Origin of the sequence: Flavobacterium sp., from assembly GCF_043773265.1 — a bacterium.
In the GTDB taxonomy this organism is placed as follows: Bacteria; Bacteroidota; Bacteroidia; order Flavobacteriales; family Flavobacteriaceae; genus Flavobacterium.
In genome coordinates this window covers 1-20113 of the sequence record NZ_JAYVFH010000122.1, presented here as the reverse complement: position 1 = coordinate 20113, position 20113 = coordinate 1, and the positions used below count along the sequence as shown (strand labels likewise).

The following is a 20113-nucleotide window of genomic DNA, read 5'->3' as shown; positions in this document are numbered from 1 at the left end:
CCAATGTTTGCGTTTTCTTCAAACGAAGATAATACCAACATAATTGATTTCTTTTTTATTGATGTATTAAAACAAAAAAATAGTTGTAGAGCTATATTTCAATTTATCTCTGGTTCACCAAATCAACTTATTCTCAAATTAAAAAACCCAGAAATGATAGGTCGTTTTCATGGTGAACCTACATTTATTTACGAATTTTCAATTCCAAATAATGTAACTTTAACTAAAGTAAATTAAACTCAAAAAGCTGTTCGTAACTGAACAGCTTTTTTTTTTACAAACTAATCTTAACCATATAACCTTCAAAGGTTCGAACATTAAAAACGGTTCCATCCTCAAAGATTAAATATTGTCCTTTAATTCCTTTTAGTTTTCCTGTAAAGTTTGGTGATTTATCAAGATTTAAGCTCGATACTTTCTTTGGATATTCTAGAACAGGAAAATGCATATCATACAAATCATCTTTTTCTGGATGAAAATAGTCTTGAGCTTCTTTAGGTATCAAATATTTTAAATTGGCTCGTTCTTTTATTAAATCTGTATGTTCAAAATCATTTTTTAGCATTTTTTGCCAATTGGTTTTGTCTGCAAAATGATTTTTTAAAGCAACTTCGGTAATTCCGGCTAAATATCTGTTTGGAACTTCAACAATTGGAATTGCCTGAACTGCACCTTGATCTATCCATCGTGTTGGAACTTGTGTTATTCTAGTTACACCAACTTTTACTTCGCTAGACAATGCCAAATAAACAATATGTGGTTGCAATTGAACCTTTTTTTCATATTCTAAATCTCTATCTTCAATGTCTAAATGTGCTGTGCTTAATTCGGGTTTCATAATCCAATCGCCAGCCGAAGCACTACTCATAAAACAATCATAACAAAATCCTTGTCGAAAAATTTTCTTTTTTTTATTGCAATTCAAACATTGGTAACCTACAAAATTAATTTCCATTGATTTATCCAATAACTGATTCAAGTTTAGAAAACTATTTTCAAAAACCAAATAATATTGAATTGGATTTAAATATTCGGTTTGCATTTTAGTGAGAACACCTTGGTAAGTCATTTGTTTAAAGTTTCAGGTTTAAAGTTTCTGGTTCAACAAAATTTGTTATTTTTGGTAAAGTTAATATTCTAATTTCAAACTTAGTATTTCAAACTTCTTAAATCGTACCTTTTTATGCCTTTTCCAATAATAAATTCTATAGCAACTTGGTTTTTAAAACAACGTATTCATCAAATTGAGTTGTTTTTGAAATATCCTCATGAGGTTCAAGATGAGTTGCTTATGAATTTAATTCGCAACTGTGAAGAAACAGTAGTTGGCAAAAAATATGATTTTGAATCGATTAAAAATTATGAAACTTTTACCGAAAGAGTTCCTGTTTCTACATATGAAGAACTCGAACCAATGATTGAGCTTACACGAAATGGAGCACAAAATGTTTTTTGGAACACACCAATAAAATGGTTTGCCAAATCTAGCGGAACAACCAATGCCAAAAGTAAATTTATTCCTGTAAGCAACGAAGCATTAGAAGATTGCCATTTTAAAGGAAGTAAAGATTTATTGTGTATGTACTTGAACAACAATGAAAATTCTGATATGTTTCTTGGCAAAAGTTTACGTCTTGGCGGTAGTTCTCAAATTTATGAAAACAACAATACTTCGTTTGGAGATTTATCGGCAATACTAATAGAAAATATGCCAATGTGGGCAGAATTTAGTAGCACACCAAGTAATAAAGTTTCGTTAATGAGTGAATGGGAAACCAAACTAACTGCTATTATTAATGAAACTAAAAACGAAAATGTTACCAGTTTTGCTGGTGTTCCATCATGGATGTTGGTTTTATTAAATAGAATATTGACTGAAACTAATAACACAAATCTAATGGAACTTTGGCCAAATCTTGAAGTTTATTTTCATGGCGGCGTAAATTTTGAACCCTACAGGGAACAATATCAAAAGATAATTCCAAATTCGAATTTCAAATATTATGAAATTTATAATGCATCCGAAGGATTTTTTGCTATTCAAGATTTAAATTATTCTAATGATTTGCTTCTAATGTTAGATTACGGAATTTTTTATGAATTTTTTATGAATTTATTCCGATGGACACATTTGGAACTTCAAACCAAAAAACCATTAGATTAGAAGATGTAGAATTGTTTAAAAACTATGCAATTGTAATTACAACCAACTCAGGATTATGGAGATACATGATTGGTGATACAGTTCGATTTACATCTTTAAAACCTTACAGAATTAGAGTTTCAGGAAGAACAAAACATCACATTAATGTTTTTGGTGAAGAATTAATGGTAGAAAATACTGATCAAGCAATTGCTAAAACATCAACTACTTTAAATTGTGAAGTAAAAGATTATACAGTTGCGCCTGTTTTTATGAAAGGTAAAGAAAAAGGATCGCATGAATGGATGATTGAGTTTAAAAAACCGCCAAAAGACATAATATTATTTCAAAAAGTGTTAGATGAAACCTTGCAATCTGTAAATTCTGATTACGAAGCAAAGCGCTACAACAACATGACATTAAATGAGTTAACTATAAATGTAGCACGCGAAAATTTATTTTATGATTGGTTAAAAGAACGAGATAAATTGGGCGGACAACATAAAATTCCGAGATTGTCTAATGAAAGAGATTATCTAGAGCAATTAATTGGTATGCAAATTGCAGTAGATAAATAAAATACTATTTATGAAAAAGGTTTTATTAGTTATAATTGCTGTTTCTTTCTTAACATCATGTGCGCCAAGAAGAGCAAGATGTTACGGAAAAAGATGTGTAGAAACTTCTGTAAAAAAAGAGAAATCATTACTTAACTACAGAGATTCCTAAATCTCAAACATTTTATTCTAGTTTTTTGTAACATTTTTTGATGATAAAAGTCTTATCACTAATTATCAAATCAATCAAAAAATGAAATTATTATTTTTATCTGCAATGTTTCTTTTTGCAAACATGTTATTTGCACAAGAAACAAAATCTGAAAACGATACTTTAACTAAAAAAGTTACCGTTCTCGAGGAAGTATCTATCAACAATCAGAAAAAGTTTATCAAAGTAGAATCCGGTAAAACTTCGGTTGCTATAAAAGACAATCCAATGCTTAGCACTGGAAATGCCTATGATGCTGTAAAAAAACTTCCTGGAGTAATTGCAGCACCAACTGGCGGATTATCACTAAACGGAAAAGGTGTTGCCATTTATATTGATGGTTCACCAAGCACATTAAGTGGTTCAGATTTAGAAAATTATTTATCATCACTTCCTGCAAGTGCTATAGAAAAAGCCGAATTAATTTATAATCCTGGAGCTGCATATGATGCTAATGCAAGTGGATCTATTATTAATATTGTAACTAGTTCTAAACGATTAAAAGGTGTAAATGCAAGTTTTAATTTTAATTACAATTTCAATAAATACCAAAAACCTAGTCCACAAATTCTTTTAAACGGAAAAGAAAAAAATCTAAGTTGGCAAACTATGCTTGGATATAATTATATTGATAGAGAACAAAAATCTATAAATGGTCAAACATTTACTTCTTTCAATCCTGACAAATATATTAATCAAGAAAAACTTACTGTTTCTACAAATAGGAATTTATATTTTCGACTTGGAACCAATTATAAGTTAACTAAAAAATCTAATTTACTATTTAATTACAACTCAAATTTTGGTAATGACAGAGATGTTTTTAATGCAAAAACAAGTGGTTCAGAAATTTTAGATTATTTAAATACTGGAACAAATAAAACAAAAAGTAACAACCACGAAATTAGTTTGCAATACAAAACAAAATTAGACACAATTGGAAGAACTCTTGATATAGTTGCTTTTACAAATGTTTTTAATCGAAATCCAAATTCCAAAACCAATGCGTCAGAAAATAATGTTTCTAGCTACAATAACTTTAAAAACGATTTTGGATTGTTAAATTATTATTTGAAATATGATTTTGCCTTTCCGTTTGAAAAAATAAAAATGTCAATAAATACAGGTGGAAAATTCAATACTTTAAAAGTAAATAATCTTGGAAACTATAATTTTAATTCTCCTACAACAGAAATAATAGATTTTGATTATAAAGAAACCAACTTGGCTTTTTATGCAGAAGCAAGAAAGAAAATTAAGAAATTTAATTTCACAGCTGGTTTGCGATATGAAGATTTTAAAGTAGACAGAACTGGAGTTGTTAATAGTATTTCGACTGATATTAACTTTAAAAACAAAAATTTATTTCCAAATATTAGTGCTTTGTATGAAATAAATGACAATGTAAATGTAAGCACCTCTTATTCAAGAAAAATTTCGCAACCAAGTTATGGTGTTTTAGATCCAAATGGTTCTAATTTTGACCAATACAATTCGTCTTCTGGTAATTTATTGCTAAATCCTTCGTTTTTTGACAATTATGAATTCAAAATCACTGCAATGCAATTTGTTCAATTGGGTGCAAATTACACGGTTGCTAAAGATCAAAATTTATTTATTTTTAATGCAGAACCAGGAGAATTGGTAAGTACGCAAACTTTTCAGCAATTTGACCGATTTAAAACGATGAGTGTTTATGCAAATTTTCCAATTCCGTTAGACTATTTCTTTAAAGGAAAAGAAGAATTTAAAAAACGAATGAATAATATAGATAAAATGAATTATATTTTCTTAAACATTAATTATATTAAAAATTTAACCGAAGGATATAATTTTTCGTTCACGCCAAAACCTATATGGAATTATGCTGCTCAAGCTCAAATTATGTTGCCTTGGGATTTAAAAAGCAGTATGACATATTTTATTTTGCCAGCTGGTGGAGTTTGGGAAATTTATAAAATAACCAAACCAATTCAACAATTAGACATTTCGTTGAACAAAGATTTTATGAATAAAAAACTAAAACTTGGCGTTCATTTATTTGATGTTTTCAATCAAAATGAAATAAATGCTTTGGTTTCATCAACTAATTTAGAAACTAAATTCTTTGAAAAAAATGACTCAAGAAATTTTAGAATTTCGTTGACTTATAATTTTGGAAACTTGAAACTTGAAAAAGACAATACCGAAATTGAAATTGAAAAAGCAAAATCTGGTGGAGGATTGGTGAAGTAACTTCATTTTTAAACATAAAAAAAATCCCGATTAACTCGGGATTTATTGTTTTTATTTAAGAAGCAATTTCCAATCTTTTCAATAAATTTTTATTCAATGTATCTTGAGTATAAGCTCTATCAATATGAAGTTCTTTATCGCTTGAACTTGGTAAATCATACATGGCATCGGTTAAAATAGCTTCGCATAAAGAACGTAAACCTCTTGCTCCAAGTTTATATTCTAAAGCTTTGTCAACAATATAATCTAATGCTTCGTTATCGATGGTAAATTTCACTTCGTCCATTTCGAAAAGCTTTTTGTATTGTTTTATTAACGCATTTTTTGGTTCGGTTAAAATAGAACGTAGGGTTTCTCTATCTAAAGGATCCATATGTGTTAAAACTGGTAAACGACCAATAATTTCTGGAATCAATCCAAAATCCTTGATGTCTTTTGGAATTATGTATTGCAATAAATTTTCCTTATCGATATTATCGGTGTTTTTTGAAGTTGTATATCCAACAGCTTGACGATTTAAACGTTTTGAAATAATTCGTTCAATTCCGTCAAAAGCACCACCAGCAATGAATAAAATATTTTGTGTATTTACTTCAACAAATTTCTGATCTGGATGTTTTCTTCCTCCTTTTGGTGGAACGTTTACAACTGTTCCTTCTAATAATTTTAGTAAAGCTTGTTGAACACCTTCGCCAGAAACGTCTCGAGTAATTGATGGATTGTCGCTTTTTCGAGCAATTTTGTCAATTTCGTCAATAAAAACTATTCCTCTCTCTGCTTTGGCAACATCATAATCGGCAGCTTGAAGCAATCTTGTTAAAATACTTTCAACGTCTTCTCCAACATAACCAGCTTCGGTTAAAACAGTTGCATCAACAATTGCTAAAGGAACATCCAACATTCGAGCAATAGTTTTGGCTACCAAGGTTTTTCCGGTTCCAGTTTGTCCAACCATAATGATGTTTGATTTTTCAATTTCTACATCATCATTAGAACTTTGCTGCATCAATCTTTTGTAGTGATTGTATACTGCTACCGACATTACTTTTTTGGTTTGATCTTGACCAATAACATATTCGTCAAGGAATGCTCTAATTTCTTTTGGCTTTCGCAAAATTAAATCGGAGGCAATTTTCACATTGGAATTGGTTTTTAGTTCTTCTAAAATAATTCCGTGTGCTTGTTCAATACAGCGGTCACAAATATGTGCGTCTATACCAGCAATTAATAAATTGGTTTCTGGTTTTTTTCTTCCGCAGAAGGAACATTCTAATTTTTCTTTTGCCATCTTTTGTCTAGTGTTCAGTGTTCAGTTTTTAGTGTTCAGTTAAAACTGATTACTAAAAACTGAACACTGATTACTTTAAATTTATCTTCTTAAAACTTCATCAATCATTCCGTATTCTTTGGCCTCGTCAGCAATCATCCAATAATCGCGTTCTGAATCTTTGTGCACTCTATCAAATGTTTGTCCTGAATGATGAGAAATAATGTTATACAATTCATCTTTCAATTTCAACATTTCACGCAAGTTTATTTCCATATCGGTTGCAACACCTTGAGCGCCACCAGAAGGTTGGTGAATCATTACACGAGAATGTGGCAAAGCCGAACGTTTTCCTGGCGCACCAGCACAAAGTAAAACTGCACCCATTGACGCTGCCATTCCTGTGCAAATTGTTGCTACGTCTGGTTTTATATATTGCATTGTGTCATAAATTCCTAATCCGGCATAAACGCTTCCTCCTGGAGAATTTAGGTAAATTTGAATGTCTTTAGATGCGTCGGCACTTTCTAAAAATAGTAATTGTGCCTGAACTATATTTGCAATTTGATCATCAATTCCTGTACCAAGAAAGATAATTCTGTCCATCATTAATCTTGAAAAAACGTCTAGTTGTGAAACATTTAATTGACGTTCTTCTATAATATAAGGTGTCATATTGGTTGGTGTCATTGCGCCAACAATTTTGTCATAATACATTGCATTTACACCTTGGTGTTTGGTAGCAAATTTTTTAAATTGCTTCGCCTGTTCGAGCAAAGCTCTCGGGTCTTTTCCGTAGTTCATTTTAAATTTTAGTTTAAAAGGTTTATGTGTATAAAAGTTTAAAGTTGTTGCACTAAAACTTGTTTTTATAAATTTAATGCAAAGGTCGTACCTTTTATTTAATTATGTCAATTTGTCTAAATTTAGTAAAAAATTGCTTTTAAGAAAAATCTTCATAAAAATACTTTAACTAACAAAATTGAGCATCAAAAATAATCATTTTGATGCTCAAATATACTAATTATATAATAATTTATTCGTTATACATTGCTGCAACAAATTGCTCATAAGTAACTTCTTTAGTTGTTGGATTTGCTTTTTCTACAAATAATTTCAACATTTTATCGGCTACTACTTGCTCTGACATTCTTTTTACTTCGTCTTGGTTAGACAAAACTCTTGCAACGATTGATTCTACCTCAGCGTCTGTTGGATTTGTTTGTCCGAATTGCGCCATTTGTTGACGAATTGAAACTGAAGTGAATGATTTTAAATCTTCAAAATTTACTTGAATATTACTTTGAGCCAAAGCTTTACCTTCGATTAATTGAAAACGTAATCCTTTTTCTGAACGGTTGTATTCTACCTCGGCTTCGGCTGGAGATAATTTTTTATCACCTACAGTTTGTAGCCATTTTACTAAAAACTCTTTAGGTAAGTCGAATTTATTGTTTTCGATTAAGAAATCTTGAACGTCTGCCATTAATTTTTGTTCTGCTTGAGTAGCAAAATGTTTTTCGGCATCTTCTTTTATTTTTACTTTCAATTCTTCTACAGAATTTACATTTCCTGCTCCAAAAAGTTTGTCGAATAATTCTTGATTTAATGCTGCTGGGTCGTGAGCAACAACTTCGTCTATTGTAAAAGCTACTTCTACATCTAAATCGTGAACATCATCGTGAGAAACTGCTAGATAATCCATCAATTTGTGTGCGTCGTGGAACAAATTTTTGGTATTTAATGTAATTATATCGCCAACTTTTTTCCCGATGAATGATTTAGCCACTTTTGCATCAGCAAGTTCTTCTAAATCAATTGTAGTTCGGTTATTGATACCTGCAATTTCGTTTACAAATGTTCCAGAAACATCATTTCCTAGGTCAACTTCATCTTTAGAAACTATAACACCGTATTGTTTTTGAATTCTTGCTATTTGTGCGTTAAGCATAGTTTCATCGGCAATGATTTTATACTTTACAACATTACTTTTAGCATCTAAATCTATTTCAAAATTTGGAACTACTCCAATTTCAAATTCAAAATTTAAATCTTCGTTTTCCCAAGAAAAATTTTCTACAGTTTTTGGAAGCGGTGAACCCAAAAGATTGATTCTTTCTGATTGCAAGAAACGCTCAAGAGCTAGATCTACTACTTTTTTTACTTCTTCAACTTTTATAGCTGCACCATATTGTTTTTCGACCAATGCTTTTGGCACTGCGCCTTTACGAAAACCTTTTACAGTTGCCAATGGCATTTTTTCGTTTATTCTTTTTGCAACTTGACCTTTGTAATCCATGTGAGGAACAGTCATTACAATTACTTCATTTACAGCATCAATTGCTACTCTTTTAATATCCATTGTGATAAAAATTTACATAATAAAATTGGGTTGCAAAATTATAACATTTCTACAACCCAACCAATTTTATTTTCGACGATTTTTAAACTTTCATTTAGCTTCGCCAGTAAGCTTATAAACTAATGATTGTGAAATAGATAGAACAATACTAAAGAACAATGCTGTCCAGAAAGAACTAACATTAAAACCATCAACAAAATGGTCACATAGCAAAATTATGATTGCATTTATTACTAACAAAAATAAACCTAGAGTAATAATTGTAATTGGAAAAGTGAACAATACCAAAATTGGTTTTACAAAAAAGTTTAAAAGAGCAAGGACAATTGCAACAATTAATGCAGTAGTAAATTGGTCTACAACAACACCTTTCATTAAATAGGCAATTGCCATAACAAGCAATGCTGTAATTAAAATCCTTAAAAGTAGTTTCATATATAATCCTATTAAAGTTTAAAGATATAAATTTTAATAACTAAAATAAGTTTTTTTCAAAAAAAGTTAAAAGAGTTGAGTTTAACGATTTTATCTGTTATATTTGTGTTTAAATTAAAAACTACTATTATGAAAAAACTATTACTTTTATTATTTATTTCTTTTGGATTGAGTTCTAATGCTCAGGTCACTGTTTTTGAAGACAGCTTTGAAACTTACACTAATTTTGCTATTACTGGTTTTGGTGATTGGCAAACAATTGATGTTGATGGATTAAACACTTATGGTGTTGGAACTGGCTTTACATGGCTAAACAATGGAGCACCTCAAGCGTTTATGGTATTCAATCCTAGCGCAACTACACCTGCAGTAACAAATGCAACAAATGGTGTTGGTGGAGAAACTGAAAACAGAAATTTCGATCCTAAAACCGGATTAAAATATGCTGCTTGTTGGGATGGAGCTCCAGCTGGAGCTATAACTGCTAACAATGATTGGTTAGTAAGTCCAGTTTTAGCATTAGGAACTACAAATAACGAATTGAAATTTTGGATAAAATCTTTGTCAGATAGTTATGGCTTAGAAAAATACAAAGTTGGAGTTTATGTTGGTACTGGTACACCATTAGCAACTGATTTTGTTGTTATATCTGGAATTCCAGTATTGAATGCACCTTATCCTGCTTGGGAAGAAAAAACATTTTCTTTAAATGCTTATAGCAACCAATCTATTAGAGTTGGTATAAAATGTCAATCTACTGATGCTTATATGATGATGGTTGATGATTTTAGAGTAACATCATCTAATTTAAGAACAGATGAATTCTTTTCAAATAAATTTTCAACTTATCCTAACCCATCGACAAATGTAGTTACTGTTTCAAATTCTGAAAACATTATTTTTTCTGAAGTTGTTATTACAGACTTAAACGGTAGAACTGTTAAAAACATCAAAGTAAACGATTTATCAGAAGTTCAAATTAATGTTTCTGACTTAAATTCTGGTGTTTATTTTATGAACATTACTTCAGATTCTGGAAAAGCAGTTAAGAAATTTATTAAAAATTAATTAACTCATTTTTATTAATTAAAAGTCCTTTTCAAATTTGAAAAGGACTTTTTTTATTTTAAAAAATTAATGGTTTCTTCAAAGAATAATTTTGGGTTTTCTGCATGAAGCCAATGACCAACATTAGAAATTGTGGTCAATATATAATTAGGAAAGTGTTGCTTAATTTTAATTAAATCTGAATCTAATATATAGTTAGAATTTCCACCACGAATAAACATTGTTGGATTATTAAAAGTATTACCTTCTGGCAAAGCAGTTCCAATTTCTTGAATTTCTTTATTAAAAACAGACAAATTAAATCTAAAATCCAATTGAAGTGGTTCTTTCCAATACAAGTTTTTCATTAAAAACTGTCTAGTTCCAAAATCAGTAATATATGGATATAAAATTTCTTCAACTTCTACTCTACTTGGTTTTTTAGAAAAATCTACTGCGTTTAATCCAGCTAAAATCTCTTGATGATGTGGAGCATAAAATTTAGGACCAATATCTGCTACAATTAATTTTTCAACCATTTCGGGATGTTTTGTTGCAAAAAACATTGCAACTTTGCCACCCATGGAATGACCGATTATAGAAATTTTATATAATTTGTGGTTATTGCAATATTCTAATAAATCATTAGACATTAATTCATAACTAAAATCATCCGAATGAAAACTTTTTCCATGATTTCTCAAATCTAACATATGAACCTGAAAACCTTCTGTTGAAAATTGTGAACCAAGAGTTTTCCAATTGTCTGACATTCCTAGAAATCCGTGAAGAATTACTAATGGTTTACCTTGACCTTCAATTCTTGAATGTAGCATTATTATTTTTTTATTTAAGTTTTTGCAAATACATGTTTACAACATTATCTAAACCCAGATAAAGTGCTTCAGAAATTAAGGCATGACCAATTGAAACCTCAAGTAATCCCGAGATGTTTTCTTTAAAGAATTTAATGTTATCTAAACTCAAATCATGTCCTGCATTTATTCCTAAATTTAATTGATTTGCAAAATCTGCAGCTTTTATATAAGGAATAATTCCGTTTTCATTTCCTAAACTATATTGATGTGCAAATTCTTCTGTGTAAAGTTCTATTCGGTCAGTTCCTGTTGCTTTTGCTCCTTCTATCATTTCTAGAATTGGATCAACAAAAATCGAAGTTCTAATTCCGTTTCGTTGAAATTCTTGAATAACTTCTGTCAAATAAGATTTATTTTTAATTGTATTCCAACCTGCAGACGAAGTAATTGCTCCAACAGCATCTGGAACTAAGGTTACTTGATGTGGTTTACACTCTAAAACTAAATCTATAAAATTGTGTTGCGGATTTCCTTCAATATTAAATTCTGTATAAACAATTGGCTTTAAATCTCTAGCATCTTGATAACGAATATGTCGTTCATCTGGTCGTGGATGAATTGTAATTCCTTGCGCGCCAAATTTTTGAATATCATTTGCAACTTGCAACAAATTGGGCACATTTCCGCCACGAGCATTTCGTAGAGTTGCTATTTTATTTATATTTACACTTAATTTAGTACTCATTTTTTCTCTTTTTTAGCTAGAGATTCACAGGTTATAGTTTTAAAAAAAATCCGAAAATCTGTCGCTATTAATAATTTTCTACAAAAATACAAAGTTAAAATAAGGTTTTATGTTCAAAAAATTGATTATTTTGCAACGAATATTGCTATTTATATTATGACAGAAATAAACGATTATTTAAACAACGATTATAAAGCTATCAACAGCCAAGATACTATTGCTGTAGTACAAGATTTTTTTGCAGAAGTTTCTTATTCCCATTTTTCTGTAGTTGATGAAGGTGTTTATATTGGTTGCATTGCCGCTGATGATATTGAAACATTTGACTCTGACAAAAAAGTTGCCGATTACAAATATGCATTAGAAGGTTTTTTTGCTAAAAAAAATATGATTTGGCTAGATGTTTTAGAAGTTTTTGCAAAAAATCATACTAACATCGTTCCTGTTTTAGACGACAACAATAACTATTCTGGATATTATGAACTTGAAGATATTGTAAGATTTTTTCATGAAACTCCTTTTTTAAAAGAACAAGGAGGAATAATAATTGTAGAAAAAAACTTAGCCGATTATTCAATGAGTCAAATTGCACAAATTGTAGAAAGTAATAATGGAAAACTTTTAGGATTATTTGTTTCTGAAGCCAATATTGAAAAAGTTCAGGTAACTGTAAAAATTGCTATTGGCGGAATGAATGATATTATTCAAACCTTTAGAAGATATAATTACGAAATAGTATCTGAACACCATGAAGATAATTATTTAAACAACCTTAAAGAACGCTCAGAATATTTGGATAAATATTTGAATATATAATAATATATCAGTTTTACAATTGGGATAACAACTAAATCTCTTATTTTCTAATTATTTAATAAAAACATGAAAGTAGCCATCTTCGGACAATATTATCAAAACGATACTCGACCTATCATTAGAGACATTTTTGTTTTTTTTAATGCAAACAATGTTGAATTGGTAATTGAAGAAAAATTTCTAAAAATATTATACGAACAAGAAATTATTAAAAAAGAATACAAGACTTTTTCTAAACATACAGATTTAGATTCAAGTTTTGATATTTTAGTTAGTATTGGTGGCGATGGTACAATATTAAGAGCTGCAACATTTGTTAGAGATTCTGGAGTTCCAATATTGGGTGTTAATGCTGGTAGATTAGGGTTTTTAGCAAAAGTTCAAAAAGAAAATATTGAAGCTTTCTTGCAAATTGTTTTAGAAAAGAAATATACTTTATCTAAAAGAACATTACTTAGTATAGAAACTTCTCCAAAAAATGAAGGAATACAAGAACTCAATTTTGCAATGAATGAAGTTACAGTGAGCAGAAAAGACACTACTTCAATGATAACTATTGAAACTTACTTAAACGGAGAATATTTAAACTCCTATTGGGCAGATGGATTAATCGTTTCAACACCAACAGGATCAACAGGATATTCTTTAAGTTGTGGTGGGCCAATTTTAACTCCAGAAGTAAAAGGACTTGTAATTACTCCTATAGCACCACACAATTTAAATGCTCGACCATTGGTGATTACTGATGATACAGAAATAAAATTAAAAGTTTCTGGACGTGAAGACAACTATTTAGTGTCATTAGACTCAAGAATTTCAACATTAGAAAATAATTCAGAATTAACCATAAACAAAACTCCATTTCAAATAAATATGGTAGAAATTCCTGAAGAAACATTTTTAAAAACCCTACGAAACAAACTACTTTGGGGTGAAGACAAACGAAATTAATCTTACTATCACATACTACTTTAAGTAGTTTTCCGTTAGCTAATTGTTCATTAACTAATGAATTTGTTTTTTAAGTTTAATTATGTTAAATTTAATTTTTTATAAAAACTAATATCTTGTTTTATTAGTGGCTATAATTGTTATCTTTGCACGCTATTTTTCAATTAATGAAAAGATTATTTTTAATTATTTTACTTTTAGGTTTATCGAAGCTCAATGCGCAAATCCATGAAATAGGTGGATTTCTTGGAGGAAGTAATTATATTGGTGATATTGGTAAAACAACATACATCAATCCAAACGAAGTAGCTTTTGGAATTATATATAAATGGAATAGAAGTCCAAGACATGCTTGGCGTTTTTCGGCAATGCATTCATCAATTTCTGGAAACGATTTGAAATCTAAAGTTCCTGGAAGAAAACAACGAGAATATGAGTTTGGAAATAGTATTACAGAAGTTTCGGCAGGTTTAGAATTTAATTTTTTTGATTTTAATTTACACCAAATGAGTAAAAAAATGACGCCTTATGTTTCAACTGGAATAAGTTATTTTAGTTATAACGAGCAGTTTTTTATAAATGGAGAAACCAATCACGATTATGCAGAAAGTACATTTGCAATTCCAATGATTTTAGGTATAAAATCTAACATCACTCCAAATCTTGTTTTAGGAGCAGAAGTAGGAGTTAGATATACATTAACAGATAATTTAGATGGAAGTAATCCAAAAAATGAAAACTTGGAACAATTAAGATTCGGAAACCTAGAAAGTAATGATTGGTATGTTTTTTCAGGACTAACTTTAACTTATACATTTGGTGAAAAACCATGTTATTGCGCAGATTAAACTATGATTTTACTTGACTCAATAGATAAAAACAACTTACCCAAACATTTAGCCATAATCATGGACGGAAATGGTCGTTGGGCAAAACAAAAAGGTTTACTAAGAGCACTAGGACATGAAAACGGCACGAAATCTGTTAGAAATACTGTAGAAACTTGTGCCAAACTTGGAATTGAAAACTTAACATTATATGCTTTTTCAACCGAAAACTGGAACAGACCAAAACTTGAAGTTGATACCTTAATGAAACTTTTAGTTCATTCCTTAAAAAACGAATTAAAAACGTTACAAGAAAACAATATTCGATTAAACTCTATAGGTTCGCTTGATAAATTACCCACTTCCATACTAAAAGAATTAAAGGAAGTTATTGAGAAAACAAAGACCAACACTAGAATGACGCTCACTATTGCATTAAGCTATGGTTCAAGAGAAGAATTAATAAACGTTGTCAAAAACATAAGTGAGAAAGTTAAAAATAATATAATTTCAGTAGATACTATTGATGAATCAATTATAAATCAGCATCTTTACACGCACAATCTACCAGACGTAGATTTATTAATTAGAACCAGTGGTGAACACAGAATAAGTAACTTCTTGCTATGGCAAATATGCTATGCAGAACTCTACTTTACTGATGTTCTTTGGCCAGATTTTAAAGAAAAAGATTTATATGAAGCAATTATTAGCTATCAAAAAAGAGAACGCAGATTCGGTAAAACAAGTGAACAAATTAAATAATATATTAGTGTCAAATAAATTTTTAGGTGCATTTATTTTCTTATTTTTATTAGGAAATGTAACCTTAGTACAAGCCCAAGAAAGAGTTCCTTATGATCAAGGAACAAAATATATTTTAGCAGATGTAGACGTTACAGGAAAAGTAACTTTTAACAAACAAACAGTTGTAACGTTTGCAGGACTTGAAAAAGGACAAACGATAACAGTTCCTGGAGAAGAAATTAGTAATGCAATTAAAAAATTAGGCAAACTTGGATTGTTTAATAAAATTGATTTCTATGTTAATCAGATAAAAGGCGATAGTATCTATTTAGAATTAAACATCAACGAACTACCAAAACTAAGTGAAGTGAAATTTACTGGAGTAAAAAAAGGTAAAACCGAAGAATTGATAAAAGAAAGTGATTTAACAAAAGGTAAAATTGTTAATGAAAACCTTATTACAAATACTCGAAATTATTTTGAAAATAAATATAAAAAAGATGGTTATTTCAATACTAAAGTAAACATCAATACCATCAATGACACAACAGTTATCAATCAAGTAAAACTTTTGGTTGCAATAGATAAAGGAGAAAAAGTAAAAATTGGTGATATTACATTTGATGGAAACAAACAGTTTTCAGATAAAAAACTTCGAAAAGTGATGAAAAACACTAAAGAAGTTAATCCAATACGAATTTTTAAATCTTCTAAATACGTAAAAGACAAATATAAAGAAGATTTGGCAGCAATTGCTAAAAAATACAAAGAGCAAGGTTATAGAGATGCTAGAGTTGTTTCAGATTCTGTTTGGTTAGATAAATCTAAAAACAAAATTGCTATCAATGTTAAAATTGAAGAAGGAAATAAATATTACTTTGGAAACATAAAATTCTTAGGAAATACAATTTATTCTGACCAATTACTAAGTAGAATTTTAGGAATAAATAAAGGTGATACATATAATGGAGTATTGCTAGAAAAAAGAATTGCAGACAAAACAAAACCAGACGGAGAAGATATTACAAATCTTTATCAAAATAGTGGTTATTTATTTTCTAACGTTAATGCTGTTGAAGTAAAAACAGAAAACGAACAAATAGATTTTGAAATTAGAGTTGTTGAAGGACCACTTGCTTATTTTAATCACATTACCGTTTCTGGAAATGATAAAACCAACGATCAAGTTATTTATAGAGAACTTAGAACCAAACCAGGTGATAAGTGGAATAAAGAAGAAGTAGTAAGTACAATTAGAGAATTAGGTCAGTTAGGATTTTTTGATGCAGAAGCAATTTCTCCAGATGTTAAAAATGCCGATCCAGTTGCTGGAACAGTAGATTTAGACTGGAAAGTAGTAGAAAAAGGTTCAAGCCAAATAGAACTTCAAGGTGGTTATGGTGGTGGTGGTTTTATTGGAACACTTGGTTTATCATTTAACAATTTCTCTATTAGAAATATATTTAAAAAAGAAGCTTATAGACCAATTCCAATGGGTGACGGACAAAAAGTATCTTTAAGAGCACAAGCAAGTTCATTTTATCAAACCTATAGTTTATCATTTTCTGAACCATGGTTTGGCGGAAAAAAACCTATTAGTTTTTCAACTTCATTATCACATAGTAAACAATTTTTATATACTGGTAGATCTAGTAGTGTAGATAAAAGTAGAAGTTTTAATATTACATCGCTTTCAATTGGATTAGGAAAAAGATTAACAGTGCCAGACAATTACTTTTATTTATCAAACTCATTGAGTTTTCAATATTATGATTTAAATAATTACAATACTGGTTTATTTACATTTGGAAATGGTTCTTCAAGAAATTTTGCATACACATTTGGATTAACAAGAAACAACAAAGGTAACAGTCCTATTTTTCCAACAAAAGGTTCAGAATTTAGTATAACTGCAAAAATCACACCGCCATATTCTGCGTTTAATAAAGTTGATTATGCCGATTTGAAAAACCAAAAAGAATATAAATTAATAAACACAGCAGATGGATATTTTGGCATTGACGAAGTATATGTTGCTACTGGAGATTATATTGCTACTCAAACGATAACTAATCCAGATGGATCAACACAATCTGGTTATGTAAAAGTTGAAAATTTTCAAGATGCAGATGCTGATCAAGCCAAAATTGACCAAAAGAAATTTAATTGGTTAGAATATTATAAAATAAAATTCAAAGCAGAAACGTTTACTAAGATATACGGAAAGTTAACCCTTCGTTCATTGGCAGAGTTTGGAATGCTTGGAGCATATAATAAAGACAGAGGTGTTAGTAATGATCCTAAAGATCCAACTAAAACTTTACCTTATGGAGTTGTTCCTTTTGAAAGATTTTTTGTTGGTGGTGATGGATTAGCTAACTTTGCACTTGATGGTCGTGAAGTAGTACAATTAAGAGGTTATCCAAATCAAGCATTATCATCTGCAAATGGTGATCCAATATATAATAAATTCTCATTAGAATTAAGATATCCATTAACAATGAAGTCACAAGCATCAATTTATGTATTAGGTTTTCTTGAAGCAGGAGCATCTTATTTGAACTTTAAAACATACAATCCGTTTCAGTTACAACGTTCGGCAGGATTTGGATTACGTGTGTTTATGCCAGCATTTGGATTACTCGGAATTGACTTCGGACATGGTTTCGATGCACTTCCTGGCGGAACAATAAAAAATGGTTGGGAAACACATTTCATTATTGGACAACAATTTTAGTATATTTGTTTAGATTTATAAATCAATAAGTTATGAGAAGATATATTTTAATACTATTTATTAGTATATTTTTTGCAACAAATGCAAACGCACAATCACGTGGAATAAAAGTTGGATACATCGATATGGAATATATTCTTGAGAAAGTTCCAGACTATGCCGAAGCTAAAAATCAACTAGAGCAAAAAGCTCAAAAGTGGAAACAAGAAATTGAAGAAAAAAAATTAGTAATAGTTAAATTAAAAGAAACTTTAAAATCTGAAAAAGTGCTTTTAACTAAAGAACTTCTTGATGAACGTGAAGAAGAAATTGCTTTTCTTGATACAGAATTATTAGATTATCAACAAAAAAGATTTGGACCATCAGGCGATTTAATGATTCAAAAAGCTGTACTTGTAAAACCAATTCAAGATCAAGTTTTTAATGCAGTTCAAGATATTGCTGAGGCAAAAAAATATGATTATGTATTTGACAGATCATCAGATTTAACAATGTTATTTGCAGCAAAAAGACATGATATTAGCGATCAAGTTGTAAGGGTTTTAACTAGAATTCAAAATAGCGAACAAAGAACTAAAAAACAACTTGAAAAAGAAGCCGTAGAAGAAAGAAAACAAGACATGGTTGACGAAAATCCAACCCTAGTTGCAAGACAAAAAGTTCTTGAAGAAAAAAGAGCTGCACGCCAAAAACTAATAGACGAAAGAAAAATTGCAGCAGATGAAAAGAAAAAAGCACTTGAAGACAAAAGAAAACAATTGCTAGAAGATAAAGAAGCAAAAAAAACTGGCACAGTTTCTGATAAGGATGTAAAAGATGGAACTAATAAGGAAGGAAACGATGTTGTTCCAACCGACAAAGAGTTTGAAGCGGCAGAGAAAAAAGCTAAAGCAGAAGAAGCTAAAACTAAAACTCTAGACGAAAGAAAAAAAATAATAGAAGATAGAAAAAAAGCTTTACAAGATAAAAAAGACAAAGCAATTGCAGATAGAGAAGCTGCTAAAAAAGCAAGAGAAGAAGAAAAAAAGAATAAAGAGGCAGTAACGCCAAAACCATAATAAATAATTAACACAATAATAATTAAAATTAAAACAAGAATGAAACAATTTAAAACTTTACTAATAGCCATTGTTGCTTTATTTGGTGCTCAAACTATTAATGCACAAGCTAAATTAGCACATGTTGATACTAATGAAATAATGTTGAAAATGCCAGCAGTTATTGATGGTCAAAATCAATTAAAAAAATTAGGCGAAACCTATGATAAAGATTACAAACTTTTAGTTGACGAATATCAGGCAAAAATAAAAAAATATGATGCTGAAGGAGCAACAGTTACAGATGCTGTAAACCAAACTCGTCAAGTTGAAGTTCAAGACATGATTAAAAGAATCAATGAATTTAAAGAAACAGCTCAAACTGAATTACAAAAAAAAGAAGCTGACATCATGAAACCAATTACTGAAAAAATTAGAGCTTCAATAGAAAAAGTTGGTAAAGCCAAAGGTTTTCAATATGTTTTAAATGCTGAAACATTATTACTAAAAGACGGTACAGATATAACTCCAGACGTAAAAAAAGATTTAGGATTTTAATCTAAAATTAATTTTATATTCTAAAAATATTTCAAAACTGCTCAAATTAATTGAGCAGTTTTTTTTTATTTAATAACATCATTTTTTATATTCATTTTTGGTTTTTGAGATAATGATGTTTTACTATTTGAAGTTAATAAAATTTAAAACATTATAAAGAATGTCTAAAGATCTAGATTAAATAAATCTTTAATTTTAATATCAAGAGCTTTAATAATTTTATAGATTGTTTGCAGCGATGTACTAATTTCTGCTCGTTCAATTCTTCCTATTTGATTTATTGGAATATCGGCATCATTAGCCAACATTTCTTGAGATAATTTTTTTGAAATTCTAATTTCCTTAATTCTTTCTCCTAATTTTTTTTCAAAAATTTTATCTTCATTTATCATGTCGAAAGTTGAAGAAATAGCAAAAATTATATAAACACAAATATGTGTTATATTTGATTATTTGTATATCTTTACAATACTATAAACCTTAAACCAAAAGCTTATGAAACACTTCATTAAAAAGTTTGTTCTTTTATCGTATTTTTGTTTGGCAACATTTTTGTACTATAGTTGCACACAGGAGAAAGAATACATAAATGAAAAAAATCGAATTAATTTTGATTTAAA

19 protein-coding genes and 1 pseudogene are annotated in these 20113 nt (G+C 29.5%); 12 read left to right on the top strand and 8 right to left on the bottom strand.

Translation table 11 applies throughout. The features are described from left to right. The coding region (locus ACH2BO_RS06620) for a hypothetical protein (protein ID WP_395043966.1) at positions 1-237 on the top strand (237 nt) is incomplete at its 5' end. Between the two features lie 37 nt (positions 238-274). Here ACH2BO_RS06620 and ACH2BO_RS06615 read toward each other — a convergent pair. Continuing rightward, complete coding sequence (locus ACH2BO_RS06615; protein ID WP_395043965.1) at positions 275-1069, bottom strand: DUF2797 domain-containing protein; 795 nt, start codon at positions 1067-1069, stop codon at positions 275-277. A gap of 114 nt (positions 1070-1183) precedes the next feature. Here ACH2BO_RS06615 and ACH2BO_RS06610 point away from each other — a divergent pair. The 3 genes and pseudogenes from ACH2BO_RS06610 to ACH2BO_RS06600 all read left to right on the top strand — a co-directional run bounded on the left by ACH2BO_RS06610 (position 1184) and on the right by ACH2BO_RS06600 (position 5146). Continuing rightward, positions 1184-2721: pseudogene (locus ACH2BO_RS06610) on the top strand (GH3 auxin-responsive promoter family protein). A gap of 10 nt (positions 2722-2731) precedes the next feature. Then, positions 2732-2872, top strand: a complete 141-nt coding sequence (locus ACH2BO_RS06605; protein WP_395043964.1) for a hypothetical protein — start codon at positions 2732-2734, stop codon at positions 2870-2872. Positions 2873-2953: 81 nt separating this feature from the next. Further along, positions 2954-5146: a TonB-dependent receptor domain-containing protein gene (locus ACH2BO_RS06600; protein ID WP_395043963.1), complete on the top strand. Its 2193-nt coding sequence runs from the start codon at positions 2954-2956 to the stop codon at positions 5144-5146. 55 nt (positions 5147-5201) lie between these two features. Here ACH2BO_RS06600 and clpX read toward each other — a convergent pair whose 3' ends face one another. From clpX to ACH2BO_RS06580, 4 genes are all read right to left on the bottom strand, one after another. Further along, complete coding sequence (gene clpX / locus ACH2BO_RS06595) at positions 5202-6434, bottom strand: ATP-dependent Clp protease ATP-binding subunit ClpX (protein ID WP_395043962.1); 1233 nt, start codon at positions 6432-6434, stop codon at positions 5202-5204. 81 nt (positions 6435-6515) lie between these two features. Then, entirely contained in the window at positions 6516-7217 is a 702-nt protein-coding gene (gene clpP, locus ACH2BO_RS06590; protein WP_395043961.1) for an ATP-dependent Clp endopeptidase proteolytic subunit ClpP, read from the bottom strand. 232 nt (positions 7218-7449) lie between these two features. Further along, on the bottom strand, positions 7450-8775 hold the full coding sequence (locus ACH2BO_RS06585) for a trigger factor (protein ID WP_395043960.1): 1326 nt from the start codon (positions 8773-8775) through the stop codon (positions 7450-7452). A gap of 90 nt (positions 8776-8865) precedes the next feature. Continuing rightward, a complete protein-coding gene (locus ACH2BO_RS06580; RefSeq protein WP_395043959.1) occupies positions 8866-9210 on the bottom strand; it encodes a phage holin family protein in 345 nt (114 codons plus the stop codon). A gap of 129 nt (positions 9211-9339) precedes the next feature. On the opposite strand from ACH2BO_RS06580, the gene ACH2BO_RS06575 reads away from it, so the two are divergent. Beyond that, a complete protein-coding gene (locus ACH2BO_RS06575; protein WP_395043958.1) occupies positions 9340-10278 on the top strand; it encodes a T9SS type A sorting domain-containing protein in 939 nt (312 codons plus the stop codon). A 53-nt stretch (positions 10279-10331) separates the two neighbouring features. Here ACH2BO_RS06575 and ACH2BO_RS06570 read toward each other — a convergent pair whose 3' ends face one another. Together ACH2BO_RS06570 and ACH2BO_RS06565 are read right to left on the bottom strand one after the other, a co-directional pair. Then, on the bottom strand, positions 10332-11093 hold the full coding sequence (locus ACH2BO_RS06570; RefSeq protein ID WP_395043957.1) for an alpha/beta fold hydrolase: 762 nt from the start codon (positions 11091-11093) through the stop codon (positions 10332-10334). 10 nt (positions 11094-11103) lie between these two features. After that, complete coding sequence (locus ACH2BO_RS06565) at positions 11104-11820, bottom strand: pyridoxine 5'-phosphate synthase (protein WP_395043956.1); 717 nt, start codon at positions 11818-11820, stop codon at positions 11104-11106. Between the two features lie 156 nt (positions 11821-11976). Here ACH2BO_RS06565 and ACH2BO_RS06560 point away from each other — a divergent pair, with 156 nt between their 5' ends. From ACH2BO_RS06560 to ACH2BO_RS06530, 7 genes are all read left to right on the top strand, one after another. Beyond that, positions 11977-12636, top strand: a complete 660-nt coding sequence (locus ACH2BO_RS06560; RefSeq protein WP_395043955.1) for a CBS domain-containing protein — start codon at positions 11977-11979, stop codon at positions 12634-12636. Positions 12637-12702: 66 nt separating this feature from the next. Next, positions 12703-13587 carry an NAD kinase gene (locus tag ACH2BO_RS06555; RefSeq protein WP_395043954.1) on the top strand — a complete coding sequence of 295 codons (885 nt, stop codon included), beginning with the start codon at positions 12703-12705 and terminating at the stop codon, positions 13585-13587. A 167-nt stretch (positions 13588-13754) separates the two neighbouring features. Continuing rightward, the gene (locus tag ACH2BO_RS06550) at positions 13755-14435 is read left to right on the top strand and encodes a DUF6089 family protein (RefSeq protein ID WP_395043953.1); all 681 of its coding nucleotides are present in this window, start codon (positions 13755-13757) and stop codon (positions 14433-14435) included. Between the two features lie 3 nt (positions 14436-14438). Then, positions 14439-15179 carry an isoprenyl transferase gene (locus ACH2BO_RS06545; protein WP_395043952.1) on the top strand — a complete coding sequence of 247 codons (741 nt, stop codon included), beginning with the start codon at positions 14439-14441 and terminating at the stop codon, positions 15177-15179. Then, a complete protein-coding gene (bamA, locus tag ACH2BO_RS06540; protein ID WP_395043951.1) occupies positions 15112-17898 on the top strand; it encodes an outer membrane protein assembly factor BamA in 2787 nt (928 codons plus the stop codon). Before ACH2BO_RS06545 ends, bamA begins: the two co-directional genes overlap by 68 nt. A gap of 32 nt (positions 17899-17930) precedes the next feature. Continuing rightward, a complete protein-coding gene (locus ACH2BO_RS06535; protein ID WP_395043950.1) occupies positions 17931-18956 on the top strand; it encodes an OmpH family outer membrane protein in 1026 nt (341 codons plus the stop codon). Between the two features lie 39 nt (positions 18957-18995). Continuing rightward, positions 18996-19493 carry an OmpH family outer membrane protein gene (locus ACH2BO_RS06530; RefSeq protein WP_395043949.1) on the top strand — a complete coding sequence of 166 codons (498 nt, stop codon included), beginning with the start codon at positions 18996-18998 and terminating at the stop codon, positions 19491-19493. 164 nt (positions 19494-19657) lie between these two features. Here ACH2BO_RS06530 and ACH2BO_RS06525 read toward each other — a convergent pair whose 3' ends face one another. Next, positions 19658-19885, bottom strand: coding sequence for a helix-turn-helix domain-containing protein (locus ACH2BO_RS06525; RefSeq protein WP_395043948.1), 228 nt, complete (start codon positions 19883-19885; stop codon positions 19658-19660). Positions 19886-20113: the final 228 nt, after the last annotated feature.